At 37.9% G+C, this 26,192-nt stretch carries 20 protein-coding genes and 2 riboswitches; of the genes, 1 reads left to right on the top strand and 19 read right to left on the bottom strand.

The features are described from left to right. Positions 1-93: 93 nt before the first annotated feature. The 12 genes from metF to CSC80_RS18745 form a co-directional block, all read right to left on the bottom strand. The gene (gene metF, locus CSC80_RS18800) at positions 94-1,047 is read right to left on the bottom strand and encodes a methylenetetrahydrofolate reductase [NAD(P)H] (RefSeq protein ID WP_099193460.1); all 954 of its coding nucleotides are present in this window, start codon (positions 1,045-1,047) and stop codon (positions 94-96) included. 166 nt (positions 1,048-1,213) lie between these two features. Further along, entirely contained in the window at positions 1,214-3,976 is a 2,763-nt protein-coding gene (metH, locus tag CSC80_RS18795; RefSeq protein WP_236973447.1) for a methionine synthase, read from the bottom strand. Beyond that, positions 3,973-4,320: a four helix bundle protein gene (locus CSC80_RS18790; RefSeq protein WP_058105322.1), complete on the bottom strand. Its 348-nt coding sequence runs from the start codon at positions 4,318-4,320 to the stop codon at positions 3,973-3,975. The genes metH and CSC80_RS18790 overlap by 4 nt, the downstream gene beginning before the upstream one ends. Before the next feature lie 50 nt (positions 4,321-4,370). Next, the gene (locus CSC80_RS18785; protein WP_099193458.1) at positions 4,371-5,375 is read right to left on the bottom strand and encodes a homocysteine S-methyltransferase family protein; all 1,005 of its coding nucleotides are present in this window, start codon (positions 5,373-5,375) and stop codon (positions 4,371-4,373) included. Between the two features lie 79 nt (positions 5,376-5,454). After that, positions 5,455-5,564, bottom strand: a riboswitch (SAM riboswitch). A gap of 159 nt (positions 5,565-5,723) precedes the next feature. Continuing rightward, on the bottom strand, positions 5,724-6,785 hold the full coding sequence (locus tag CSC80_RS18780) for an NAD(P)/FAD-dependent oxidoreductase (RefSeq protein WP_071340185.1): 1,062 nt from the start codon (positions 6,783-6,785) through the stop codon (positions 5,724-5,726). A gap of 112 nt (positions 6,786-6,897) precedes the next feature. Continuing rightward, a complete protein-coding gene (cobA, locus tag CSC80_RS18775; RefSeq protein ID WP_099193457.1) occupies positions 6,898-7,701 on the bottom strand; it encodes a uroporphyrinogen-III C-methyltransferase in 804 nt (267 codons plus the stop codon). A gap of 3 nt (positions 7,702-7,704) precedes the next feature. Further along, entirely contained in the window at positions 7,705-9,795 is a 2,091-nt protein-coding gene (locus CSC80_RS18770) for a HEPN domain-containing protein (protein ID WP_099193456.1), read from the bottom strand. 111 nt (positions 9,796-9,906) lie between these two features. Then, positions 9,907-11,154, bottom strand: coding sequence for a GTP-binding protein (locus CSC80_RS18765; RefSeq protein WP_058105362.1), 1,248 nt, complete (start codon positions 11,152-11,154; stop codon positions 9,907-9,909). 82 nt (positions 11,155-11,236) lie between these two features. Next, a complete protein-coding gene (gene cysD / locus CSC80_RS18760; RefSeq protein WP_058105317.1) occupies positions 11,237-12,187 on the bottom strand; it encodes a sulfate adenylyltransferase subunit CysD in 951 nt (316 codons plus the stop codon). Between the two features lie 46 nt (positions 12,188-12,233). Further along, positions 12,234-12,857 (bottom strand): phosphoadenosine phosphosulfate reductase family protein, encoded by a 624-nt coding sequence (locus CSC80_RS18755; protein WP_058105316.1) that lies wholly within the window; start codon positions 12,855-12,857, stop codon positions 12,234-12,236. Positions 12,858-12,871: 14 nt separating this feature from the next. After that, entirely contained in the window at positions 12,872-13,135 is a 264-nt protein-coding gene (locus CSC80_RS18750; protein ID WP_099193455.1) for a DUF2061 domain-containing protein, read from the bottom strand. A 199-nt stretch (positions 13,136-13,334) separates the two neighbouring features. Continuing rightward, the gene (locus CSC80_RS18745) at positions 13,335-13,745 is read right to left on the bottom strand and encodes an Rrf2 family transcriptional regulator (protein ID WP_058105314.1); all 411 of its coding nucleotides are present in this window, start codon (positions 13,743-13,745) and stop codon (positions 13,335-13,337) included. Positions 13,746-13,835: 90 nt separating this feature from the next. On the opposite strand from CSC80_RS18745, the gene CSC80_RS18740 reads away from it, so the two are divergent. Next, positions 13,836-14,363, top strand: a complete 528-nt coding sequence (locus CSC80_RS18740) for a hypothetical protein (protein WP_071340189.1) — start codon at positions 13,836-13,838, stop codon at positions 14,361-14,363. 68 nt (positions 14,364-14,431) lie between these two features. Here CSC80_RS18740 and CSC80_RS18735 read toward each other — a convergent pair whose 3' ends face one another. From CSC80_RS18735 to CSC80_RS18705, 7 genes are all read right to left on the bottom strand, one after another. Continuing rightward, positions 14,432-15,604 carry an aminotransferase class I/II-fold pyridoxal phosphate-dependent enzyme gene (locus CSC80_RS18735; RefSeq protein WP_099193454.1) on the bottom strand — a complete coding sequence of 391 codons (1,173 nt, stop codon included), beginning with the start codon at positions 15,602-15,604 and terminating at the stop codon, positions 14,432-14,434. A 128-nt stretch (positions 15,605-15,732) separates the two neighbouring features. Next, positions 15,733-16,041 (bottom strand): GIY-YIG nuclease family protein, encoded by a 309-nt coding sequence (locus CSC80_RS18730; RefSeq protein WP_091602059.1) that lies wholly within the window; start codon positions 16,039-16,041, stop codon positions 15,733-15,735. Between the two features lie 328 nt (positions 16,042-16,369). After that, entirely contained in the window at positions 16,370-19,756 is a 3,387-nt protein-coding gene (thrA, locus tag CSC80_RS18725; RefSeq protein ID WP_099193453.1) for a bifunctional aspartate kinase/homoserine dehydrogenase I, read from the bottom strand. A 185-nt stretch (positions 19,757-19,941) separates the two neighbouring features. Beyond that, entirely contained in the window at positions 19,942-21,216 is a 1,275-nt protein-coding gene (locus tag CSC80_RS18720; protein WP_074669881.1) for an O-acetylhomoserine aminocarboxypropyltransferase/cysteine synthase family protein, read from the bottom strand. 116 nt (positions 21,217-21,332) lie between these two features. Further along, positions 21,333-21,436: riboswitch (SAM riboswitch) on the bottom strand. Between the two features lie 256 nt (positions 21,437-21,692). After that, complete coding sequence (locus tag CSC80_RS18715; protein WP_099193452.1) at positions 21,693-23,315, bottom strand: sulfatase; 1,623 nt, start codon at positions 23,313-23,315, stop codon at positions 21,693-21,695. Positions 23,316-23,389: 74 nt separating this feature from the next. Next, positions 23,390-24,160 carry a hypothetical protein gene (locus CSC80_RS18710; protein ID WP_099193451.1) on the bottom strand — a complete coding sequence of 257 codons (771 nt, stop codon included), beginning with the start codon at positions 24,158-24,160 and terminating at the stop codon, positions 23,390-23,392. 13 nt (positions 24,161-24,173) lie between these two features. Beyond that, entirely contained in the window at positions 24,174-26,117 is a 1,944-nt protein-coding gene (locus tag CSC80_RS18705; protein ID WP_180268641.1) for a CocE/NonD family hydrolase, read from the bottom strand. Positions 26,118-26,192 lie beyond the last annotated feature (75 nt).

Here is a 26,192-nt window from a genome sequence, read left to right as displayed (position 1 = left end):
TTATAAGTATCAAGTACGAAGTATTAAGTTCAAAGTATTATCATTATCGGACATTTTGTACGTAATACGCTCTACTAAATACTTTTTAAACCTTTAAAATAGTGCTTCCGCTATTGCCTTAATATTATCGGATTTCCCCATAGAATAGTAATGCAATACAGGAACACCTGCCGCCTTCAATTCCTTAGATTGTTGAATTGCCCATTCTATACCCACTTTACGTACATCTTTGTTGGTGGCGCAAGCATCAACAGCTTCTATTAAATCTTGTGGCATATCTATTCTGAACACCTGCGGCAATAATTGCATGTGCCTCTTTACGGCAATAGGCTTAATGCCCGGTATAATAGGTACGGTAATTCCTATTTCCTTTGCAGCTTCTACAAATTCAAAATACTTCTTATTATCAAAGAACATTTGCGTAACCACATAATCCGCACCGGCATCTACCTTTTCCTTTAATCGCTTTAGGTCCGATTGTAATGATGGAGATTCTAAATGTTTTTCCGGATAACCCGCCACCCCTATACAAAACTCACTACTGTGTTCGCTCTCCACGGTTTCATGTAAATATTTACCTTTATTCAAATCCTGGATCTGCTTAACCAAATCTATAGCAAACGGGTGTCCTCCATCAGTAGGCTCAAAATATTTTTGCTCACTTCGAGCATCACCACGTAAAGCCATTACATTCTGTATGCCTAAATAATGACAATCAACCAACAAGTATTCCGTCTCCTCCTTGGTGAAACCGCCACAAAGCACATGAGGCACCGTATCTACATTATATTTATGTTGAATAGATGCACAAATACCCACAGTACCAGGTCTCATACGTGTAGTCTTCTTATCTAAAAGCCCTTCTTTTTTAATATAGATAGTTTCTTCACGCGATGTAGTCACATCAATGAACGGAGGGTTAAACTCCATTAAAGGATCAATATTATTGTACAATTCCTGAATATTTTTCCCCTTTACCGGCGGTACGATCTCAAAAGAAAAAAGTGTTTTTCCCTTTGCATTGGTGATATGGTCTGTAACTTTCATAAGCCCCCTAGCCCCCCATGGGGGAACTTTTACTCGGGTATTTTTAATTATCTAATAATTTATTTAACTATTTTGAGTATAACTCAAATTACTATTTTGCCTCCAATTTTCTATATTAATCAACTGCATATGCTTTTTATAATAAGAAAACTGCCCCCTTTGGGGGCTAGGGGGCTTCCACTATATTTGGTGCAAGCCATTTCTCGGCTTCTTCAAACGAAATCCCCTTTCGTTCCGCAAAATCCTTTACTTGATCCAGTTTTATTTTACCAAGACCAAAGTAACGGGCTTCCGGGTTACCAAAATAATATCCGCTTACAGATGCGGCCGGCCACATGGCAAGACTATCTGTTAACTCCACACCTATGGTTTCCTTTACTTTCAGAACATCCCAAATGGTCAATTTTTCCAAGTGATCGGGACAAGCAGGATAACCAGGCGCAGGACGAATACCTTTGTAAGATTCCTTGATTAAATCTTCATTGCTCAGATCTTCATTGGCAGCATAACCCCAATGCGCCGTTCTCACCTCTTTATGCAAGTATTCAGCAAATGCTTCGGCTAAACGATCCGCCAATGCCTTTACCATGATGGAGTTATAGTCATCTAGGTCTTTCTCATATTGCGCCGCCATTTCTGCAGTACCAAACCCTGTGGATACACAGAAACAACCCATGTAGTCTTGTTTCCCAGATTCTTTTGGAGCAATAAAATCCGCCAAGGCATAATCTGCGACTCCTTCCCTACGCTCTAATTGTTGGCGAAGGGTACGGAAAGTATAGTTCCCATCTGTTTTGGCTCCGCTAGGCGACCCAGTATTCCCTTCTAAACTTGAACTAGTTTCGACTAAAATATCATCGTCATTAATGGAATTCGCAGGAAACAGTCCAAATACACCTTTAGCCTTTAATTTCTTTTCGGAAATTATCTTGTTCAGCATCTCTTGAGCGTCTGCGAATAAATCGGTTGCTTGTTCCCCAACAACCTCATCGGTCAATATTGCAGGATATTTACCATGAAGTTCCCAACTTCTAAAGAAGGGAGTCCAATCTATATAGGGAACCAAAACATTCAGATCCAAATCTTCGATCACCTGAATACCCAATTTGTTCGGCTTTACAATTTCAGAAGTTTTCCAATCTATTTTAAACTTATTTCTCCGTGCTGCAGAAATTGGCTTATATGTTTTACTAGATGAACGGTTCAAGAACTTTTCCCTAAACACATCATAATCATCTTTTATACTTTTCTTGTAGCTCGTAGCTGTTTCTTTCTGCAACAAATCGCCCACCACGGTTACCGCTCTAGAAGCATCGTTTACATGAACTACTGCCTCTTTATATTGTGGATCGATCTTTACCGCTGTATGTGCCTTACTGGTGGTTGCACCACCGATCAACAACGGGATCTTGAAATCTTTACGTTGCATTTCCTTTGCCAAATGCACCATCTCATCCAATGATGGGGTAATTAATCCGCTAAGCCCTATAATATCTACATTATGCTCAATAGCTGCTGCAATAATTTTTTCCGGTGGCACCATTACACCTAGATCAACGATCTCATAGTTGTTACACGCCAGTACTACACCCACAATATTTTTACCAATATCATGAACATCGCCCTTTACGGTTGCCATTAAAATCTTTCCGGGAGCCCCAGACCCGTCTGTAACCGGATTTAATAATTTCTCCTCTTCAATGTACGGCAGTAAATATGCCACTGCTTTTTTCATCACTCGGGCAGATTTTACCACTTGCGGCAAGAACATTTTTCCGCTACCGAATAAATCGCCCACCACGTTCATACCCGTCATTAAGTTGCCCTCAATAACTTCAATTGGCTTATCGGCAGCTACTCTAGCCTCTTCTACATCTTCAACAATATATTGATCAATACCTTTTACCAAGGCACGTGTAATTCTATCCTGTAAAGGTTCTTCTCTCCAAGAAAGATCTATTTTACTTTCCTTGGTTTTACCAACTACAGATTCGGCAAAATCTAGCAAGCGCTCCGTTGCATCATCTCTTCTATTTAGAATAACATCTTCTACATACTCCAATAAGTCTTTAGGAATATCATCATACACCTCTAGCATACTCGGATTTACAATACCCATGTTCATACCTGCTTTTATTGCGTGGTACAAGAAGACCGAGTGCATAGCCTCACGCACCGGGTTATTGCCCCTAAATGAAAACGAAACATTACTAACTCCACCACTTACACTGGCATGTGGCAAGTTTTCACGGACCCATCTTGTAGCTTCAATAAAATCGACAGCATTTAATTTATGCTCATCCATTCCCGTTGCTACCGGAAAAATATTTAAATCGAAAATGATATCCTCTGGTGCAAAATTTACCTTGTTCACCAAAACATCATACGAACGTTTTGCTATTTCAATTCTACGTTCATAATTATCTGCCTGACCTACCTCATCAAAAGCCATAACAATTACCGCGGCACCATATCTTTTTATGAGTTTGGCGTGGTGTATAAATTGCTCTTCGCCCTCTTTTAAGCTAATGGAGTTTACCACACATTTACCTTGAACAACTTGCAGACCAGCTTCAATGATCTCCCATTTAGAACTGTCAATCATAATTGGCACACGAGAAATATCTGGCTCCGATATAACAAGGTTTAAAAATTTCACCATGGCCTGTTTACCATCGATCAATCCGTCATCCATGTTAATATCAATAACCTGGGCACCATTTTCAACCTGCTCCCTAGCCACTGCCAATGCCTCTTCAAACTTTTCCTCTTTTACTAAACGAAGAAACTTTTTTGAACCCGCAACGTTTGTTCGCTCACCAACGTTTATGAAGTTGGTCTCCGGGGTAACAATTAGGGGTTCTAGGCCGCTAAGCTTTAGAAAACGTTGTTCGTTATTCGTTGTTCGTTGTTCGTTCTCTTTACTCATAACTTCTTGTGATAATTTATGAATCCGTTCAACAACTTTTTCACTCTTTCTATTTCTTTCAAAACGATATCTGTATCTGAAATATAATTTAAATCTCCTGCTAAAATCAACTGGGTTTCCAACTCGAATAAGGAGCCTCTAGCAATATGTAAAAAATGAATTGTTTCTTTATTGGATTGTCTTCCACAACCTTCAGCAATATTTGAAGGAACAGATATAACACATCTTCTAACCTGTGAGGTTAAAGAAAATTGCTCATCTTGTGGAAAGGACTTCGTCAAAACATATACTGTTTTCACCAACATCCTAGCCTGCACCCAAATATCTAATTCTTTATAATCCATATCATATTTAAAAAACCACGATAAACCATTAACGAGCAACGAAAAACGATTTATTTACCGACAACTGTCAACTTTCTAGGTTCATACTTGGCCACCACCTCAGCAATCGCAGTAATATGTTCCGGAGTGGTTCCGCAACAACCGCCAACTATATTTACCAATCCTTTTTCCGCGTATTCCTTGATCTGTTCCGCCATTTGCTCAGGAGTTTCATCGTACTCTCCAAATGCATTTGGCAAACCGGCATTGGGGTGCGCTGAGACCGCATGTTCACTTTTGGTAGACAACACCTCTAAATGAGGTACCAACTGGTTTGCACCTAAAGCACAATTAAACCCAACCGATAAAATAGGAATGTGGGATATGGATATTAAAAATGCCTCGGCCGTTTGACCCGATAACGTTCTACCGGATGCATCGGTAATAGTACCACTAACCATTATGGGAACATCTATATTTCGTTCTTCTTTAACTTCTTCTATGGCAAATAATGCCGCCTTGGCATTGAGCGTGTCAAAAATGGTTTCAACCAATAAAATATCCGACCCACCATCTAATAAAGCTTCTACCTGTTGTTTATATGCTATACGTAGCTCATCAAAAGAAATAGCCCTATAACCTGGATCATTTACATCTGGTGACATACTTGCCGTTTTATTGGTGGGTCCAATACTACCGGCTACAAAACGAGGTTTATTTGGTTCTTTTGCAGTAAATTCATCTGCTACCATTTTGGCAATACGCGCAGATTCATAGTTAAGCTCATACACCAAATCTTCCATAAAATAATCTGCCATAGCAATTGTAGTTCCGGAAAAGGTATTGGTTTCTACAATATCTGCCCCAGCATTAAAATATTGACGGTGAACATCTGCTATAGCATCGGGTTGCGTTAACGACAACAAATCATTGTTACCTTGCAACGGATGTTCCCAATCCTTAAAGCGTTCTCCCCTAAAATCTTCTTCAGTAAACTTATAACGTTGAAGCATGGTACCCATGGCACCATCCAGTATTAAAATACGCTCTTTTAAAATTTCTTTTATATCCTTCATTTTATGCTTAACAAATTATTTGTTCGCTTTAAAATATATGATATCAAGTAAGGAAAGGAAGGTAATTATGTTCTTTCTTTAGTTATCTGTCCTTTTGAATTAGGATAGAATGTAGCACCTTCTTTTCCATTACGGAAAGGGTTGCCAAGGTTTCACAGGGTCTAGTCCCTCCGCCTTTCTTGATAACAATACAATTTAATTAGGAACGAATTGCAAAGTAACGGCACTACTCGCTCTTTACCAAGACTTCAATGGTTTTTTTAGCCAACGAAATTCTTAAAAAATGTCACAAAAAAAGCCCCCGCACGTCTAAAGCATCCGGAGGCCGTACTACTCAAATAATATAATTTATGCGATACTCTGTACTACTTCTTTCTTTGCTTCTTTCTTAGAACCATCAAAACCTTCAACACCACCAACGGTTGTATATTTCATTACAAAGCGCTTACCTGGATTGATCTGCTGGTATGCATATTGGCACATAACAGCTGCTTCATGGAAACCTGAAAGTATCAATTTCAACTTACCTTCATAAGTATTTACATCACCAATGGCATATACTCCCGGTATATTGGTCTGGTAATCTTTTGCGTTATTTACCTTAATGGCATTTTTCTGAATTTCCAAGCCCCAATCACCTATAGGACCTAATTTAGGAGACAGACCGAATAAAGGAATAAAATTATCCACTTCTAAATAAGTATCTTCTTTTTCCTTGTCCGTGTGCTTAATAACCACTGCCTTAAGTTCATTTTCACCGTGTAGCTCTTTTACCTCAGCTTTGGTAATCAACTTGATTTTACCCAATTTCGCCAGTTCAGATGCTTTCTCAACGGAATCCAATGCCCCTCTAAATTCATCCCTTCTGTGTACCAAGGTTACTTCTGCCGCTACATCGGTCAAAAATATAGCCCAGTCCAAGGCAGAATCACCTCCACCGGCAATAACCACTTTTTTATCGCGATATACTTCTGGATCTTTGATCATATAGGAAACACCTGTATCTTCAAAGTTTACAATATTAGAAATAGGTGGTTTTCTTGGCTCAAAAGAACCCAGACCACCTGCAATTACCACTACAGGTGCATTGTGCTTTGTTCCTTTATTGGTAGTTACCACAAAAGAACCATCTTCTAACTTATCTAGCGTTTCCGCTCTTTCTCCCAAGGTAAATCCTGGTTCAAAAGGCTTTATCTGTTCCATAAGGTTATCTACCAAAGTACCTGCCAAAATTTCTGGAAATGCAGGAATATCATAGATAGGCTTTTTAGGATATATCTCTGAACACTGACCACCTGGTTGTGGCAATGCATCTATTAAATGCGTTTTTAACTTTAATAATCCTGCTTCAAATACCGTGAACAATCCGGTAGGTCCCGCTCCTATAATGAGCATATCTGTTTTAATCATAATTCTCTTTTTAGTAAAAAGTAATTCTACAAAGTTGACATCATTCTATACAACTACTTTTTAGCTTCTTTTAATTTCACTTATTCTATATACTTATCCTTTACTAAATATGCTATGCTTTATTTACTTCAACAAAACTGACATTTTCTTCAGCAAACTTATGAGTTGCCTCCGCTAACGCTTCACGATGTCTAACTACTTCTCCTATGATAATGATAGCAGGATTAGAAAGATTTTCTTTCTCCACCACATCAACTATGGTATCTATAGTCGCAACTCCTATTTTTTCATTCTTTCGCGTTCCGTTCTGAATTATAGCTATAGGTAATTCCGATTTACCTTCAGACTTAAATAATTCCACTATCTGAGGGAGTTTTGACATCCCCATCAATATGACTACCGTAGCACTACTCTTTGCAGCTAAGGCAACATCTGTTGATAATTTATGCTCTTTTGTGGTTCCTGTAACTACCCAAAAACTTTCTGAAGAACCTCTTTTTGTCACTGGAATGTTTTGATATGCAGGCACACTTAAACTTGACGATATACCTGGCACCATGGCTACTTGCAAACCATGCGAGGCAGCATATTCCATTTCTTCCGAACCACGACCGAATACAAAAGGATCCCCTCCTTTTAACCGCACCACATGTCCGTTAGATTTTGCCCTACTTACAATAAGCTCATTAATTTGCTCTTGTTGATATGCATAGCATCCTTTGCGTTTACCTACAAAAATCAATTCCGCATTCTTGGCATAATCCAGCAACTCCTCATTTACCAAAGCATCGTACAAAACCACATCGGCATTTTCCAGCGTTCTGATCGCTTTTAACGTAATCAGCTCCACATCACCTGGTCCTGCACCAACAACGGTTAACTTAGGTTTCTTTATATGTTGTAAATGATTTGCCATTATCTATGCTTCTGCCAATTCTTGCTGTCTGAACTTTTCAACAGTTTCCAAAAATTCTTTCGCATCCTTTATGTAAGATTGTGCAAATTCTTTTGTTGGTTCGTTCTGATTTAATTGAAGTACCAATTTTTCAAATCCACCAGCCACGGCAATTCTGCCATCGGCAACAAATTTCTCATCAAAATCCTTAATGATACTTACGTGGGTATTCACTTTCGTATTTTCTGCGGTCAACATCGCTTTAGCAGAGTTTACCATAGAAGAATATGCGTGATAGATACTGGCAGACCATTTTTCCGCATCGAACATTTCTTGTGCATTCTGAATTTTCTCTTCACTTTCAAAAAGTAATGTTGCGATCAAGTCGATAACAACACCGGCACACTCACCTACACCGATAGCTTTTTCATAACGCTCGGTATTACCCCAATCTATAAAGTCTTCTGGCGTTAAATCATCTATTGATGATAATGGCGTAAGAAAATCATAGAAATACATTTGTCCTTTTTCGGCATAATAATCCGGGAACGATAGATCTCCACCATTGGCATCAAAATCATTTAAGATCAAACGCAATGCTTCCGGACCTCTTTTACTTGGCACTTTCACCACTTTGTCCGCAAAACGACCGTTACCATTACCATCATTGCTACCGCCCAACAATACCTGAAGCGCAGGAGCTACCAATTTATCCTTTGTACGAACGGACATGCCCTGAAAACCAATATTTGCCATATTGTGCTGCCCACAGGCATTCATACAACCACTGATTTTTATGACAACATCATCGTTATTTATATAATCTGGGTATTCTGTTTTTATCACTCTTTCCAGTTCCTCTGCAATTCCCGTGCTACTTGCAATTCCCAGATTACAGGTATCCGTACCTGGGCAAGCAGTGATATCAAGGGCCTTATTATAACCAGCCTCAACAAAACCTAACTTTTCCAATTCAGTATAAAAGAACGCTATGTTCTCTTCTTTTACGAAAGGAATCAAAATATTTTGACGTAAGGACAATCTTAACTCACCTGCTGCATATTTCTGCACCAAGTTTGCCAATAAACGTGCTTTATCCGTATAGAAATCACCTAATAACACTTTAATACCCAAAGCAACATAACCTGGTTGTTTTTGTGGTATTACGTTGGTAGATTTCCACTGTTCAAAAGCTTTTACATCATTAACTTCTACTGCCGGAACCTCTAAGTCCGACACCTTTACTTTAGGATATGCCTCTGGGTCTATTGGAAAAGTATCAAAAGGTACAGCCGTTTTCTCTGCCGCCAAAAGCTCCTTAAATCCGTCAAGACCTAAATCTTTCAACAAGAACTTCATTCTAGCTTTAGCTCTACTTTTACGCTCACCGTAACGGTCAAAAACACGAACTACGGTTTCCATTAAAGGAATTATCTGATCCGCAGGCAAAAAGCTATACAACTCATCCGCATGTCGTGGTTGGGAACCCAATCCGCCACCAAGCATTACTTTAAAACCTATTTCACCATTTTGTATTTTGGCTATAAAGCCCAAATCATGCATATAGGACAAACCGGTATCTGCATCACTTGCGGAAAAAGAAACTTTGAACTTACGTCCCATTTCTTGACTTACAGGATTTCTAAGGAAATACTGAAATAATGCGTGTGCATATGGTGAAACATCAAAAGGTTCATCAACATCAATACCAGCCGTTTCACTTGCGGTTACGTTGCGTACCGTGTTCCCACAGGCTTCCCTTAAGGTAATTTCATCTTTCTCCAATTCTGCCCACAACTGCGGCGTTCTATTCAAATCTACATAGTGGATCTGAATATCTTGGCGTGTGGTAATATGCAATCTACCTGTAGAATATTCGTCCGATACATCACAAATACGAAGCAACTGCTTAGAGGTCACTTTACCATAAGGCAATTTTATACGAATCATTTGAACCCCTTCTTGACGCTGTCCGTAAACACCACGTGCCAATCGAAGACTTCTAAATTTCTCTTCATCTAGCTTGCCACCATGAAACTCATGAATTTTACGTTCCAATTCAAGAATATCCTTTTCAACTACCTGATTTTCTAATTCTGTTCTAAAACTTTGCATTGCTTAGTATTAAATGTTCAGTATAAATACCGATGTAAATTATTACTATATTTTGCCTATAGATTTTATAGACTTAATAAAAACAGTCAATATAAAATTGACATGTTTTTATTAACTTATGAATCCTGCACCTACGGTACTGTTGGATTTTGTATCGATCAATATAAATGAACCGTTTGTTCTGTGATTTTTAAATTGATCATAGAAAATTGGTTTATTTAAACGGAAACTCACTTGAGCAATATCATTCATGCCCAAAGACTCCGTTTTCTCATCTATACCAGAATAATCCGGAGCGATCTTATGGTGCACTTGCTCTACCTTTGCCAATACTTTATTGACACCATGTTGAACAATATATTTATTACCGGCTGCCAAAGGCAATGAATCCATCCAAGAAATTGTTGCCGTAAATTGCTTGTCTACCGTTGGCAGATCACCCGCTTTCACTAACATATCTCCGCGACTCAAATTAATTTCATCTTCCAATGTTATGGTTACCGATGATCTCCTTGATGCCGTTTTATATTTCTTGTCATGAAAATAAATATCCTTTATTTTAGAGCGTGTCTGTGATGGAAGCGCCACTACCTCATCACCAACGCTTAATTCACCACCATATACTTTACCGGCAAATCCTCTAAAATCATGGTGTTCATCCGTTTTTGGACGGATAACATATTGCACCGGAAAACGTGGTGTACCCACATTGAAAATATCCTTTCTATCCAATGCTTCAAAATGCTCTAACAAAGACTGTCCTTTATACCAAGGGGTCTTGTCTGACAAGTTTACTACGTTATCCCCTTTCAACGCGCTTACAGGAATAAAAGTGATTTTCTGATCTTGATAATCTCTCTTTGCCATCAATGCCTCAAAATCAGCTTTAATTGCATTGTAAGTTTCTTCAGAATAGTCTACCAGATCCATCTTATTAATAGCTACCACTACATCTTTTATGCGTAATAGGTTATTGATGAAGAAGTGTCTATTAGTTTGCTCTATTACCCCTTTACGTGCATCGATCAAAATGATCGCCGCTTGTGAAGTTGAAGCTCCAGTTACCATGTTACGCGTATATTCTACGTGCCCAGGTGTATCCGCTATAATGTAACTTTTCTTTGCCGTTGAGAAATAGATATGGGCTACATCTATCGTGATGCCTTGCTCACGTTCCGCTACCAGACCATCTGTTGCCAAAGAGAAATCCAAATAATCATATCCCTTTTGCTTACTGGTCTTTTCTATTGCCTCTAATTTATCGCTGGTCAGTGACTTTGTATCATACAATATTCTCCCAATCAAGGTACTTTTACCGTCATCTACACTACCTGCTGTTGCTATTTTTAGTACTTCCAATTTCGTTGTTCGTTGTCGGTTGTTGGTTGTTAGTTTTATTCGTGATCTACTATCAACGAACAACTAACAACTATCAACCAGATTAAAAATATCCTTGTTGTTTTCTTTTTTCCATTGCCGCTTCTGAACGCTTATCGTCTATACGTGCGCCACGCTCTGAAATGGATGAATCCCTAATTTCCTCTACTACCTTATCAATCGTTTCTGCATCTGAAAGAACGGCTGCCGTACAAGACATGTCGCCTACAGTACGAAAACGCACCAAACGCTCTTCTACTACCTCATCTTCTTCCCTAAATACGATACCATCTTCTGCAGACCAGATCATACCGTCCCTTAAGAAGGTTTTACGCTTATGCGCAAAATAGATAGAAGGAATTTCAATTTGCTCCTCTTTGATGTACGACCAAACATCTAGCTCCGTCCAGTTAGAAATAGGGAACACTCTTACGTTCTGCCCCAATTCTATTTGCCCGTTCAACATATCGAACAACTCTGGGCGCTGATTACGCTCATCCCACTGACCAAAATCATCACGAACAGAAAATATACGTTCTTTTGCACGTGCCTTTTCCTCATCTCTACGAGCTCCACCAATACAAGCGTCGAACTTAAATTCTTCAATGGCATCTAACAACGTGGTTGTCTGCAAGCTATTTCTACTTGAATACCTACCAGATTCTTCTTTCACCTTACCTTGATCAATAGAATCCTGTACATTACGTACAATTAATTCCAGACCCAACTCCTCTACCAATCTATCTCTAAATTCTATGGTTTCAGGAAAGTTATGACCTGTATCAATATGCATTAAAGGGAAAGGAATTTTTGATGGCCAAAATGCCTTCTGTGCCAAACGTACCAATGTGATCGAGTCTTTTCCTCCCGAAAACAAAAGTACCGGCTTCTCAAACTGAGCTGCAACCTCCCTAATGATATAAATGGCCTCATTTTCAAGGGCATTTATATGAGACGTATCTTTTAAAAGGTCTAAAGAAGGGGTTGCCTCCAATTCCGTGCTTGTATTACTCATTATACTTTTTTAGATCAATTATCTTTATTTTTTCTACTACCTATGATTAACTGTGTAACCCGCACTCCCTATTTGCCAACACTTTGGTTGGATCAAAATAGTTATGCTCGTTAGGTAGGTCATATTTTTTCAAATAGGCATCTAGCTGAGTATCGTTCCAATGATAAAACGGACTCACCTTTAATACACCATCTTTACTTAGGCTTAATATATCCAAACTATCCCTATGTGCGGTCTGCCCTTTTCTAAGATTAGTAAACCAAACATCCGGTTTAAAATCCGCCATTGCCCTTTTAAAAGGCTCCAATTTCACCTGCTCGGTAAACTCTGCATGCCTAGGATCATCTATTTGTGGTATACCCATTACAGCATCTCTATGTGCGGTAGTCTGTTTTGGCACATATAATTTTATGTTCAAATTCAACCTTTCAGTCAATTCTTCTGCATGTTTATAGGTTTTAGGAGTATTATACCCCGTATCGCACCAAACTACAGGAATATCTTTTCTCACCTCTGAAACAGCATGCAAAATAGCTACTTCGTACGGTCTAAAATTAGTAGTCACTACAGGAACCTTAGCATGTTTTACTGCCCAAGAAATAATTTCTTGAGGTGGTATCCCTTTAAACTGAACGTTCAATTGTTGAACTTGTGCTTCTGTCAATGCCATAATCCTTTTCTTTTCTATTTACCCCACTTTACTAAATTCCAGATTCTTTCGTGAAAAAAATACAGAACCATTTTTGTTACAAAATCTATAGAGGCAATAGAGGCCGCAATAGAAATTTCACCTGTTAATATATAGGATATCACCAAAGTATCTAACGTACCAATTACTCTCCAACTAAACGCTTTTGCAATACTACGTAGCGGCTTCTCTGAAGTTTTATCTTCTTTATAGGTAGTCTTTGACTCTTTTTTGTTCAAAACAAGTTGATCTGAAATCATCTTTTACTTAATTTTTATTACCCTACTAATTTAATAGAGTTTTCAAAAATAGTATATATTTTCAAAGTAGTCGCCAAAAATTCAGATAAATTTCCATTACCCTATAGATTTAGTAGATTATTAACAAATGGACGCAAAAATTTAATATTTCGCAACATATTGAATTCCAGTAAACTAAAAAATGAATGAATTTTGAACGCTAAGAAATGATATCCTTTAAAGTATTGCTTCTATATACCTCTAAGGCACTATCACGCACTTGCAACATTAATTTATGTACCGAACATGTGTTTTCATCGGGACAATCATCGCAGGTCTCATAAAAATTAAGGCTAACACATGGCACCATCGCTATAGGACCTTCAAGCACTCTCATAACATCGGTCATTGAAATCTCTTCGGGTGACCTTAAAAGATAATAGCCGCCCCCTTTACCTTTTTTAGAACCTAAAAAACCTGTTTTTCTTAAACTTAGCAAAATGCTTTCCAAGAATTTCTGGGAGATATTCTCCTTCTCAGCAATTTCTGAAATTTGAACAGGTTGCTTGTCTGTTTGCGCCGCTAAATAAGAAAGCGCTTTTAAACCATATTTTGTCTTTTTCGAGAGCATGATGCTAAGATAGCCAAATAATAAAATATCGAAGAAATACTTAAGACGACAATTTTAGCGTTAATACTGGGCAACCTAAAAATCCAAATCATGAAAAAAATATTATTATCTACACTTTTAAGTGCATTTACTTTGGTGTTCTTATCATGCTCTAACGATGAAGATGCTGTTACCAACGCCAGTGAATCTCAAATTACGGGTACCTGGAACCTGACCGCCCTAGAAACAAAAGATGGTAGATCAGATACTAATTTTGACGGCACTTCTATACCCACTACTTTCACCGCAGTTGGTAAAGATTTTGATACCGTAGTTACTTTTTCAGAAAACCCTAACATAGTAACCAGTGAAGGTTCTTACACCACAGTGATTACCACTACGGTTATGGGAGAAACATCAACTGAAGAAGAAACCGGTGAAGACTTTTTTGAAAGTGATGAATGGAGACTAGATGGCAGTATCCTATATTTTGGCACTGGTGATGAAGAAGTAGGCTTTACCATTACAGAACTTACAGATGGTAAAATGTCATTACGATATGAAGTGGATGAAACTGTAGATTTCTTTGGTGCTACAACTAGCGTTAGTGCAACTTATAATATGACATTAACAAAATAACCCACCTTATATAAAACAAACAAAAAGCCCGGTACGTACCGGGCTTTTTGTTTTAATCACTATATCTTTTAGCCTAAAGCTTGAGCAATATCCGCTATGATATCGTCTATATGTTCCAGACCTACAGAAATTCTGACCGTACCATCTGATATGCCCACTGCAGCACGTTCCTCTACGCTTAATTTACTATGTGTTGTAGATGCCGGATGCGTAACGATAGTTCTTGAATCTCCTAAATTGGCAGAAAGGGACAATAGTTTAATGGAATCGAAAAATTCCCTACCCGCTTCTAAACCGCCTTTAACTTCAAAGGCTACTACACAACCACCCGCTTTCATTTGCTTTTTTGCAATTTCATATTTAGGGTGCGATTTTAAAAATGGATATTTTACCCAATTTACCTTATCGCTCGCTTCTAAATATTCGGCTAACTTTAAAGCATTATCACAATGTCTGTCGACTCTTATTGCCAGTGTTTCTAAACTTTTAGAAAGCACCCAAGCATTGAAAGGTGAAAGTGCCGGACCAGTAATTCGCGAGAATCGATATACTTTATCCATCAAATCTGCACTACCTACGGTAATACCAGCCAAAACCCTACCTTGACCATCCATTAGTTTGGTACCGGAATGTATGACCAAATCCGCCCCAAATTTAATAGGCTGTTGTAAGTAAGGTGATGCAAAACAATTATCTATGATTAAAATTAGATTATTATTTTTGGCAATTTTACCCAATTCCTCCAAATCCAACACATCAACACCTGGATTGGTAGGTGTTTCCGCATAGATGATTTTTGTTTTCGGAGTAATTAAACGCTCTATTTCTTCTAAGGCATCTATTTTAAAGTATGTGTGATCAATATTCCACTTTGGAAAAAAGTTGGTAAATAACGAATGCGTAGAACCAAAAATACTTCTTGCCGATAGCACATGATCACCGCTATCTAACAATGCTGCCAATGTAGAAAATACCGCTGCCATACCCGATGCAAAAGCAAATCCGCTCTCCGCACCTTCCATTTGACAAACCTTATCAATAAATTCAGATGAATTTGGGTTAGAATATCTTGAGTATATATTACGATCTTTTTCCTCGGCGAACGAAGCACGCATATCTTCAGCATCTTCAAATACAAAACTAGAGGTCAAATACAATGGAACGGAATGCTCCAAATTTTCGCTTCGTTTTAATTGTGTACGTATTGCGTTCGTTTCAAATTTATTGTTGTTCTTTTTCATTTCTTTACTTTTTGGCTTCGGCTACCGTCAGCCACTTAAACTAACTAATTTACTCTTATTCACATTATTTGGCTTCGGCTACGCTCAGCCACCTAATCTCGGCTACGCTCAGACGAATTGACATTTTATTATTCTTTAAAATATCTATAATGTGTATCATTTTGGCATTCTGCCAAACCTGGCAACTTACCTAATTCCCCATTAATTAATGCTTCTTTCTTTTCTCTTCTCCAACCTTGTATTTGTTTCTCTCTATAAAATGCAGAATCAATTCTTAAATACTCTTCTACATAAACCAACTTCACAGGTAATCTTAATCTTGTATGATTAGCCCCTTTACCTTCTTGGTGTTCTACTATTCTTTTATCTAAGTCTTTTGTACTACCAGTATAATAACTTCCGTCTGAACATTCCAAAATATACATGAATCCTGACATACAATTATCATTTATTGGCTTCGGCTACGCTCAACCACCAACATTAAACTTACTTATTTTTATTACTATTATTTGGATTCAGCTATCTCAAGTACAAATCTTTCACCTAAAAAATATACGCTCAGCCACCAACATTAAACTTTCATATTTTTATTACTATTATTTGAATTCAGCTATCTCAGTCACAAATATTTTACCTAACAAATATACACTCAGCCACCAACATTAAACTTACTTATTTTTATTACTATTATTTGGATTCAGCTATCTCAGCTGCCAGCCTTTTACCTAACAAATATTGGTACGCGGTGACTGAGCGGAGCCGAAGTCATCCTTTCTCCGCAATTCGTAATATATCACCAAAGACACCTCTTGCGGTTACTGCTGCGCCTGCACCTGCACCTTGTATTACTAACGGATTTTCCCCGTAAGATTCCGTATAGATCTCTATTATGGAATCTGACCCTTTTACTTGCCCCAGGGCACTTTCTTTTGGAACGGAGACTAATTTAACATCTAACACTCCTTTTTCTTTCTGAAGATTTCCGTGCAGATCACCTACATAACGCAATACATGATCTGGTTTTTGGTTTTTCTTAATTTCATTGAACTTGGTATCCAACACTTCTAAATGCTGTAAGAAGAAATCTACCTGACCATCTTGCAATTTTTTAGGTATCAGGTTTTCAATATTGATATCTGCAAACTCATTATGCAAATCTAGCTCACGTGCTAAAATCAATAATTTACGCCCAACATCATTTCCTGAAAGATCTTCACGTGGATCTGGTTCCGTAAATCCTTTTTGCATTGCATCTTTCAAAATCGATGAAAAAGGTACATCCACTTCTGAGAATGTATTGAAAATATAACTTAAAGAACCTGAGAAAACGCCTTTTATCCTTGTTATATTCTCTCCGGATAAATGTAACAACTTAATAGTATCAATCAATGGCAAACCTGCTCCTACATTGGTTTCGTACAGATATTGCTTTTGATTTTTTTGCAATTCTTCCCTCAGTAACTGATAAAAATCGTAACGCAAGGTATTGGCAATTTTGTTAGATGACACAATATCAAAACCATGCTCTACAAATTCAAAATAGTTGGCAACGAAATCTTTACTTGCCGTATTATCTATTACAATAAGGTTCTCCAAATGGTGACGCTTTGCAAATTCAAAGACATCATCAACCTTATACGGTTTTCCTTTCTGCTCTAATTGTGTCTTCCAGTTTTTGGCAATGCCTTTTTCATTCAACAATATCTTTTTAGAGTTTGCAATTCCAAAAACCCTTAGGTCTAATTTCTTGCGCTCTTTAATGGACTTTGCCGACTTTAAAATCTGTTCTATCAACGTACCGCCTACATTACCGTGACCGAAAATCAGAATATTAATTTTCTTACTGATGCCGAACACCTGACCGTGCATAACATTGACAGCCTTATGTAAATCCGATTTCTTCACCACCAAACTTACGTTCTTGCCAGATACCGTATTATTGAACAATAACGGTACAATCTGGTTTTTGATCAATGCATTGAACGGATTGTGAAAAGTGCTTAAATCTTGACCTACGATAGATATGATAGATACATCATCCATCACCGTAATCATATTTACATCTTTGGATTCAAAGTCATTGCTAAACTCATTTTCCAATGCCAGCTTTGCCCTTTTTGCCTTATCCTTTTTCACCACAAGACCTATTCCCCTTTCAGATGATCCTTGGGAAATAATGCTCACACTAATATTGCTAGATTGCAAGGCTTTAAAAATACGGGCATCCACCCCTACTTTCCCTAACAAGCCACGACCTTCTATATTGATCATGGCAACATCTTCTATAACCGAGAGCGACTTTATACCTTCTTTACTGGATTTAGCGCTTATTAAAGTACCTTCATTATCATCATTATAGGTATTTAAAATACGTAACGGAATGTTCTTCTCAATTAAGGGAATTATGGTTTTGGCATGTAAAATAGTAGCTCCAAAATTGGCAAGCTCATTTGCTTCTTCATAAGATAGGTTAGCCAGTCTTTTCGCCTCCGGCACATAATCAGGATTTGCAGTATAAATACCATCAACATGGGTATAATTCTGTAATTCTTCGGCATCTAAGAAATTAGCCAATAATGCGGCGGAATAGTTACTACCGTTCCTACCTAAAGTAGTTGTCTCGTTCTCCACTGTAGAAGCTATAAAACCTGTAACTACCGCTACCGTATCACTCGGAATTTCAGCAAATTTTAAAAGCACCAATTCTTTGGATTCATTTTCAAGCACCTTGGCGTCACCAAAGGTATCATCGGTCTTAATGACTTCACGAGTATCTACAAGTTTGGCATTGATCCCTTTACCGATCAATAGCTTGGTTACCAGTTTGGCAGAGATCAACTCGCCATACGCCAACACCTCATCTTTTATTTTGGCACTATAATCTCCCAACAAGGAAACTCCTTCATACAGCTTTGCCAAGCCCTTGAATTCCATAGATAGATTTACGTTGGAATAGGTATGTTTTTGATACTTCTCCAGCGCTTCAAAATCTGACCTATAATCTTTTCCCTTGGCTGCTTTCTCCAGCATATCCTCTAGCTGATCCGTAGCCTTTTCCCTGGCGGAAACCACCATGGCTACATTCTCATTGTTCTTGACCTTTTGTGTCACGATATCCAAAACACGCTCAAGTCCCTCGCCATTGCTCAAAGATTTACCTCCAAATTTTAAGATTTTGATTTTCTTGATATTACCGTTGGTATTGAAAATACCGGTCAGCAATTTTTCCATCTGATCAAACTCGATCAAAAAGGCATCATGCCCATGTAACGATTGTACTTCTCCATAGGTCACATTACTCTTTGCCTGCGCCAATTGCTTAAAGGTATCTTTGTTTTCTTGGGCAGTAAAGAACATATCCGAATCTACCCCGATAATATGAATATTGGTATCGCTATTTTGTAGCTTAACAAAATTCTCATCACCATCCCTAGTAACATCAATGGTCTTTAATAATTGATTCATCAACTTATACGCAGACAATTGAAAACGCTCTTGTAACTTATCGCCATGGTGCATTAACCAACTTTCTACATTAAAAACCTTAAGCTCCTCATTAGTACTTCGTTTAAACCGTTCTTTAAAGGAAGCCGGAGTCCTATAACATAACATGGCATGCATACGGGCATCATGCACAGGTTGTTTAGAATTCACTAAAAACTGTTCCTGTATTTGGCAATTGGCTATTAACCAATCGGTCGATTTCCAATCAGATGCCACAGGAATCAAATGTTCTGTCAGCGTTGGGTGCAATGCTGCCATTTCCCAAGCGATACCGCCACCCAAAGATCCACCGATCAATGCAAACAAACGCTCTACCTTTAACTGTTGTAGACCTAATAAAAATATTCTAGCTACATCACCGGCTACAAAATCCTTATAGTTCTCTATTACAAACTTGTCATGACCATTGCCCGGAATGTTGAATGCCAAAATAGTGTACTTGTTGGTATCTATACACTTCTCTTCCCCGATCAAGGCAGACCACCAACCATTTTCTCCGGTAACATTAGAATTGCCCGTTAATGCATGGTTCACCAAAATTATTGGCGCTGTATGAAGAGCTTTCCCAAATACCTGATACGATAATTGAATATCTTGAACACTACCGCTTAGGGCCTTGTATTTTTTAATCTGTAGTTGATGTAACATCTATTTCAAAATCAATTTGTGGCTGAGCTTCGACTGCGCTCAGCCACCTCATGTAAATAATATATTCTTGAACATTCAATGACTTCGGCTAGGCTCAGCCGCCACCAATATTCTTTTTTTCTTAAACCACCGATCACTTCGGCTACGCTCAGTGATCGGTGGTTTCAGCTTTTACCTTATCTAATTTAAAGACTGGCAAATGCCTGCTCTAAATCTGCTTTTAAATCTTCTATATCTTCAAGACCTACCGACAAACGAATTAAATCTTGCCCTACACCTGCACCTTCTTGCTGCTCTGCGGTTAATTGCTGGTGGGTAGTACTTGCCGGGTGAATGATCAATGATTTGGTGTCACCAATGTTGGCCAACAAAGAAAAGATCTTAGTGGCATCGGTAACCTTTTTAGCCGCTTCAAAACCGCCCTTGATACCAAAGGTAACCAATCCGCTTTGACCTTTTGGCAAGTATTCTTGTGCCAAGTCATAGTATTTATTGCTCTTTAATCCTGGGTAATTTACCCAAGCCACTTCTTCCCTTCCTTCTAACCAAGTAGCCAATTCCAATGCATTTGCACTGTGTTGCTTTATACGTACCGGCAAAGTCTCTAAACCTTGTATAATTTGAAAGGCGTTATACGGACTCAATGCCCCACCAAAATCACGTAAACCTTCCAATATCAATTTAAAGGTAAATGCTGCCGCACCTAATGCCTCGCTATATACCAAACCGTGGTAACCTGCAGATGGTTCCGTAAATTCAGGGAATTTTCCGTTGGTCCAATCAAACGTACCGGCATCTATAATTGCGCCACCTAAGGACGTTCCTTGACCGCCAATATATTTTGTCAATGAATGAATGACCAAGTTGGCACCGTGCTCAATGGGGTTTAACAATGAAGGAGTAGCTACCGTATTATCAACTATAAAAGGTACTCCCGCTGCTTTCGATTCTTTAGAAATCGCTTTCAGATCCAACACATCCAATTTCGGATTCCCTAAAGATTCCACAAAGAAAGCCCTTGTATTATCCTGTACCGCTTTTCCAAAATTTTCAGGATCAGATGCATCTACAAAGGTGGTCGTAATTCCGAATCTTGGTAGGGTAACATTCAATAAATTAAAGGTACCACCGTATAAACTGCTTGATGCTACAATATGATCGCCCGCTTTTAACAAGGTCAATAAACCTGTAGAAATGGCAGCAGTACCAGATGCAAAGACCACAGCACCAACACCACCTTCAACAGCAGCTAACCTGTCTTGTAAAATTTGATTGGTAGGATTGTTTAAACGTGTGTAAATAAACCCTAGTTCTTTAAGTGAAAATAAATTTGCCGCATGATCGGTATCATTAAATACATACGATGATGTTTGATAAATAGGCACTGCCCTTGTACCTCCATTTGTAGTGGTGTCGTGACCTGCGTGTAATGCGTTTGTTGCTAATTTGTGATTACTCATGATTTTGTTGTTTTTAAAAATTATTTTAATAATTAAAAAGCCCAACCTAAACACATAAAAATGTGAGTAAGTAAAATCAAAAAGTTATAAGAAAGTAATATCGAGAAAATCGATTACTGTTATCCTTCCCCTAAGGGTAGAATGTAGCACCTTCTTTGTATGGAACAAAGGGTTGCTAAGGTTTCAAAGGGTCTAATCCCTCCACCTTTCTTGATAACTATTCAATACGTTTGTGAACTTTGAACTACAAATATAAAGGCAGAAAAATTTAAAAACCTAGTATTTTATGAAAAATATATAATTCTTGGTCTTGTTGTTAGTTTTCTGAAGGCTTAAAAGCAATGGAACACTTGTTCAATTACAATATTCTCGATACACTCTTAACCTAAAGAAAAATTAGTTTAAGAGCACTCGAACTGACATTTTACTATAAACGAAAAACGAACAACGAGAAACGATCAACGATCAACGAAAAACTACTCAATCATCCCTGCGCTCTTATATTTATCTATATACATCTGATCTTGCTCCGGGGAGTCTTTATATTTTTTACGAAGTGCAATTAAATCTATCTTTAATTTTTTAACGGTATCTGCGTAGGCAGGGTCGTTGTAGACGTTATTCATTTCCTTTGGGTCCTTCAATCTATCATACAGCTCCCACTCATCAACATCATAGTAGAAATGCACCATTTTAAATTCCTTATTCACAATACCATAGTGACGCTTTACCATGTGTACAGATGGATATTCGTAATATTGATAATACACGGCATCTCTAGTCCATTTTTCTTTTTCGCCTTTCAACAGGGGAATTAAACTTTCGCCTTGCATATCACTTGGCGGCGTGATGCCTACAGCTTCTAACATGGTCTGTGCAAAGTCTAAATTCTGTACCATTTCATTTTCTACAGCTCCCGGTTCAACCACATTGGGCCAACGCACTAATAACGGAGTTTTGAACGATTCGTCATAAATAAATCGTTTATCAAACCAACCGTGCTCCCCTAAATAAAATCCTTGATCAGAGGTATAGATCACTATGGTGTTTTCCGCCAATCCGCTTTCATCCAAATAATCTAACAAGCGACCTACATTATCATCTACCGAAGAAATACTACCCAAATAATCTTGCATATAGCGCTGGTACTTCCATTTCATTTTCTCGGTATCGTTCATTTTTGGCCAATTGTTATAGAAAAAATCGTTGATGGAATCTAACACCGAATCATACAATGCTTTTTGCTCTGCCGTTGCACGGTTATACGGACCGTAAAAACTATTGGGAAATTCCTCCACTACCGGTAAAACCTTACCCTCCATTTTAGCCAAGGTTTCCGGTCTGATCTTACTATCATGACTGTACATCATGTGTGTCAACAAATTCATTTCTGCCGTCTTTGCCGCCGATCCTCTGTTGCTGTAATCATCAAATAACGTTTCTGGCTCTGGAAAGGTCTTTTTCGTGAACTCCTTAAACTTATCCGGTCTTGGCCACCACGGTCTGTGCGGTGCTTTGTGCAAGTACATCATCATAAAAGGTTCGTCATTGGACGCTTCTTCTTTCAACCAATCTAGTGATACATCTGTTATGATATCGGTAACATAGCCTTGCTTGGTTATGGTATCACCATTGGTGACTATAAAATCTGGATTAATATAGTGCCCTTGACCCGGCAAGATCATAAACTCATCTACCCCTTTTGGATTATTGCCAAAGTGAAGCTTACCGAACATCGCCGTTTTATAACCGTTCTTTTTAAAAATTTGAGGAAAGGTCACCTGTGTAGTATCGAACGGAAAATAATTATCCACTTTCCCATTGATATGTGTATGCTTGCCTGTTAATATGGTTGCACGAGAAGGCGCACAAATAGAGTTGGTAACGCTGGCATTGGTAAACAGCATGCCCTCTTTTGCCAAACGATCAATATTAGGTGTTTGCAGTAATTTATTATCATATGCACTTATGGCCTGATACGCATGATCATCTGACATGATGAAAATGATATTGGGCTTTTTAGCATTGCTTTTTTGCGCCTTAGTCGTAAATGGCAGCAAGAAAAGCAGGACTGCAGCGATTAGAATTAGATTTTTCATTTTGGTTGTTGTTGTTCGTTGTTGGTTGTTAGTTGTTAGTTGCTGGTTTTGACTGTTAAGAAAAATAGGGTTAATTATGGCGACTTACCGTCATGACAATTTAGAATTAGTTTTAAATATCTCAGTTCAGGTGAGGACAAAGGATATTTGGGCAACTTATTAACTTTCTTCAAACTTAAATGCACCTGTTCAGTATCATTCATTAATTGCCAAAACAAATCCTTATTTTTACTTATTACTTCTCTGATTTTTTTATTGTATAAACCGTGCATCTTTTTATCATACTTTTCTAATAAATCTTCCAAATTTATAGAACCAAAAATACTATCCAAAAAATCCAAAGCTCTTTTCAAACCTTTCCTATTTGGGTATTTGGCAATATAATTTCTGAGATAATTCCTAAATTCATCAGTTTGAAATGACTCGTACTTTATATTTTCTAATACAGTATTTTTATCATAACTACTCAATGGAAAATATTGCCTATGCATAGTGAAATTTCTTAATTCTTTAATAAAACAATGGAATGAATCTTCTATTTGTCCTTCATTATGAATTTCATTAAAAGTTGTAGAACTAGAAAGTAAATTATGAATTTTAGCAATTAATACCCTTTGTCGATAATGTCTTTTCACTGAGTCTGATATGGAATTATCTTCATTCGAGTAATATTCATGTAATGCTTTCTTCCATTCAATATAGTTGTGTTTGTAAATAAAAAATGAATTCCGAATTGTATGAATTGTTTTGAAGCAACTATAACCATCTGATTTTCTTATCTTTTCACTTCTTTTGTACGTTGACAAAATTATTTGACCTACCTCTCGATTAAAAAAATCATCCATAATTTATAAGTACTTACTCCAAAACAGAAAACTCTATACTAGAATCCGTAAACACCGTATGTGTTTGGGTTTTAAAATCCGACTCATCAGCTTCAAATATATTATCTACATAGGTCTGCGGATTTAAATCTATTAACGGAAACCAAGTACTCTGTACTTGCACCTGTAATTTGTGCCCTTTCTTAATGGTATGGAATACATCTTGCAACTTAATGGTTACATCTGTTTTTTCATTTGGCACAAACGGTTCCGGGTTGGCAAAACTATTTCTAAAACGACCACGCAATACTTCGCTACGTACCATTAAATGATAGTTGCTCATTTTTAAGTGATCTTGCATGCCTTCATAAGCAGGTTCATCTGCTGGGTGCACGTCAATGATTTTCACGATCCAATCTGCAGCGGTACCCGTAGTAGCAACTTTTAGCTTCGCCAAAATATCACCCGCCAAGGTCAAATCTTCTTGCATAACGTCAGTTTCAAACACCAACACATCACCACGGCGAGCTGCAAAACGCTGATCATCGGTCATATATTTTCTTGGTGTAAATACTGTTTTAATATCTTCTGAATATGGAACCGGTTTTTTAATATCACTGATAAACTTTACTTCTTCCACTGCTTTTGGCTCAAAAGTCAGTTCTTGATCTGGAGATAAATACATATCCTTTTTCACGACACCTGCCGGTGGCCAGGTATCATAGGTTTTCCAATCTTTTCTACCGGTATCAAAAACATAGGCTTCTGGCAAACCGCTATTCTTATCGCCATTACCTTTTAAGAAATGATCAAAGAATTTGGTTTCTATATGTTCTTGGAAAAATTCAGAAATTCCATCGCCAAAATAATAGTTGCCCACGGTATTCTGACCTTTTCTACGTGCCCATCCGCCGTGATCCCATGGTCCAAAAACCAAGGTATTGTAATTATCGGCATTGTACTTTTCTATATTCTTATAGGTTTCTAACGGTCCGTATAAATCTTCCGCATCAAACTCGCCCGCAACTACCATGGTAGCCACTGTTGGCTTTACATCTTTTAAATGCTGGATCAAGCCCTTGCTTTGCCACATTTCATCATAATTTGGATGCTCTTTAAGTTCGTTCCAAAAATAATCATCGGTAACACCCTCCTTTGCCATACGTGGGGTATCGGCTGTTTCGTATTCAAAAAATCGATCTAAGTTCTTTAACGGTCCTTCATCTAAAAAGAATTGATATTGATCTTCAGTAGGTAAATCCGGCAATGTATACCAAGCCGTATCTATAGGTTTATCTCCATCTGGTCTTGGTGTACCAAACAATGAAGTAGCCCTAAAATAACTCAATAAGTAAGCGCCATTATGGTGGAAATCATCAAAAAAGAAATCGGCAATACTTGCCTGTGGAGATGCTGCCTTTAATGCCGGATGCGCATCTACCACGGCATAGGTAGAATAAAAGCCAGGATACGAAATTCCCCAAATACCTACATTACCGTTATTATTCTCTACATTATTGACCAACCACTCAATAGTATCATAAGTATCTGAACTTTCATCAATATCCTGCTCCGTTTTTTTGTTGGGATTATAGGCGCGCATATTTTCATAATGCCCTTCACTTAACCAACGGCCGCGCACATCTTGATAGACCACTATATAGCCATCTTGCATCATATGAATGTTGGGCGCGATCTTTGTTTTAAAATTACCCGCTCCGTAAGGCTGAGAACTATACGGGGTTCTTTGCATTATAATTGGGTACTCTTTTGAAGTATCTTTTGGCGAATAAATAGTGGTATGTAACGTAACACCGTCTCGCATGGCAATATCCACTTCCTTTTTTGTGTAGTTATCCTCTACGTAGGTATCAGAAACCTCGGCATCGGCTACTTTTTGTGTTGTTTTTCTACAGGAAATAAGAACTGTAGCTAGTAAAATGAACGTAAAAAACTGTTTGATGGTAAACTTTGACATGTCTTAAAGGTTTGAAATCTTAAAACTAAGAAAGTTTACTACTGTACGGAATAAAATTGAACCGAAAATTGCTAA

The organism is Maribacter sp. 6B07 (genome assembly GCF_002700155.1).
GTDB lineage: Bacteria > Bacteroidota > Bacteroidia > Flavobacteriales > Flavobacteriaceae > Maribacter > Maribacter dokdonensis.
The sequence above is the reverse complement of the archived record's forward strand: the minus strand, read 5'-3'. Positions and strand labels throughout refer to the sequence as shown.

Bases quoted from the DNA above. Each gene is read 5' to 3' on its own strand.
- metF (WP_099193460.1), bottom strand. From the start codon at position 1,047: ATGAAAGTTACAGACCATATCACCAATGCAAAGGGAAAAACACTTTTT.
- metH (WP_236973447.1), bottom strand. From the start codon at position 3,976: ATGAGTAAAGAGAACGAACAACGAACAACGAATAACGAACAACGTTTT.
- CSC80_RS18790 (WP_058105322.1), bottom strand. From the start codon at position 4,320: ATGGATTATAAAGAATTAGATATTTGGGTGCAGGCTAGGATGTTGGTG.
- CSC80_RS18785 (WP_099193458.1), bottom strand. From the start codon at position 5,375: ATGAAGGATATAAAAGAAATTTTAAAAGAGCGTATTTTAATACTGGAT.
- CSC80_RS18780 (WP_071340185.1), bottom strand. From the start codon at position 6,785: ATGATTAAAACAGATATGCTCATTATAGGAGCGGGACCTACCGGATTG.
- cobA (WP_099193457.1), bottom strand. From the start codon at position 7,701: ATGGCAAATCATTTACAACATATAAAGAAACCTAAGTTAACCGTTGTT.
- CSC80_RS18770 (WP_099193456.1), bottom strand. From the start codon at position 9,795: ATGCAAAGTTTTAGAACAGAATTAGAAAATCAGGTAGTTGAAAAGGAT.
- cysD (WP_058105317.1), bottom strand. From the start codon at position 12,187: ATGAGTAATACAAGCACGGAATTGGAGGCAACCCCTTCTTTAGACCTT.
- CSC80_RS18755 (WP_058105316.1), bottom strand. From the start codon at position 12,857: ATGGCATTGACAGAAGCACAAGTTCAACAATTGAACGTTCAGTTTAAA.
- CSC80_RS18750 (WP_099193455.1), bottom strand. From the start codon at position 13,135: ATGATTTCAGATCAACTTGTTTTGAACAAAAAAGAGTCAAAGACTACC.
- CSC80_RS18745 (WP_058105314.1), bottom strand. From the start codon at position 13,745: ATGCTCTCGAAAAAGACAAAATATGGTTTAAAAGCGCTTTCTTATTTA.
- CSC80_RS18740 (WP_071340189.1), top strand. From the start codon at position 13,836: ATGAAAAAAATATTATTATCTACACTTTTAAGTGCATTTACTTTGGTG.
- CSC80_RS18735 (WP_099193454.1), bottom strand. From the start codon at position 15,604: ATGAAAAAGAACAACAATAAATTTGAAACGAACGCAATACGTACACAA.
- CSC80_RS18730 (WP_091602059.1), bottom strand. From the start codon at position 16,041: ATGTCAGGATTCATGTATATTTTGGAATGTTCAGACGGAAGTTATTAT.
- thrA (WP_099193453.1), bottom strand. From the start codon at position 19,756: ATGTTACATCAACTACAGATTAAAAAATACAAGGCCCTAAGCGGTAGT.
- CSC80_RS18720 (WP_074669881.1), bottom strand. From the start codon at position 21,216: ATGAGTAATCACAAATTAGCAACAAACGCATTACACGCAGGTCACGAC.
- CSC80_RS18715 (WP_099193452.1), bottom strand. From the start codon at position 23,315: ATGAAAAATCTAATTCTAATCGCTGCAGTCCTGCTTTTCTTGCTGCCA.
- CSC80_RS18710 (WP_099193451.1), bottom strand. From the start codon at position 24,160: ATGGATGATTTTTTTAATCGAGAGGTAGGTCAAATAATTTTGTCAACG.
- CSC80_RS18705 (WP_180268641.1), bottom strand. From the start codon at position 26,117: ATGTCAAAGTTTACCATCAAACAGTTTTTTACGTTCATTTTACTAGCT.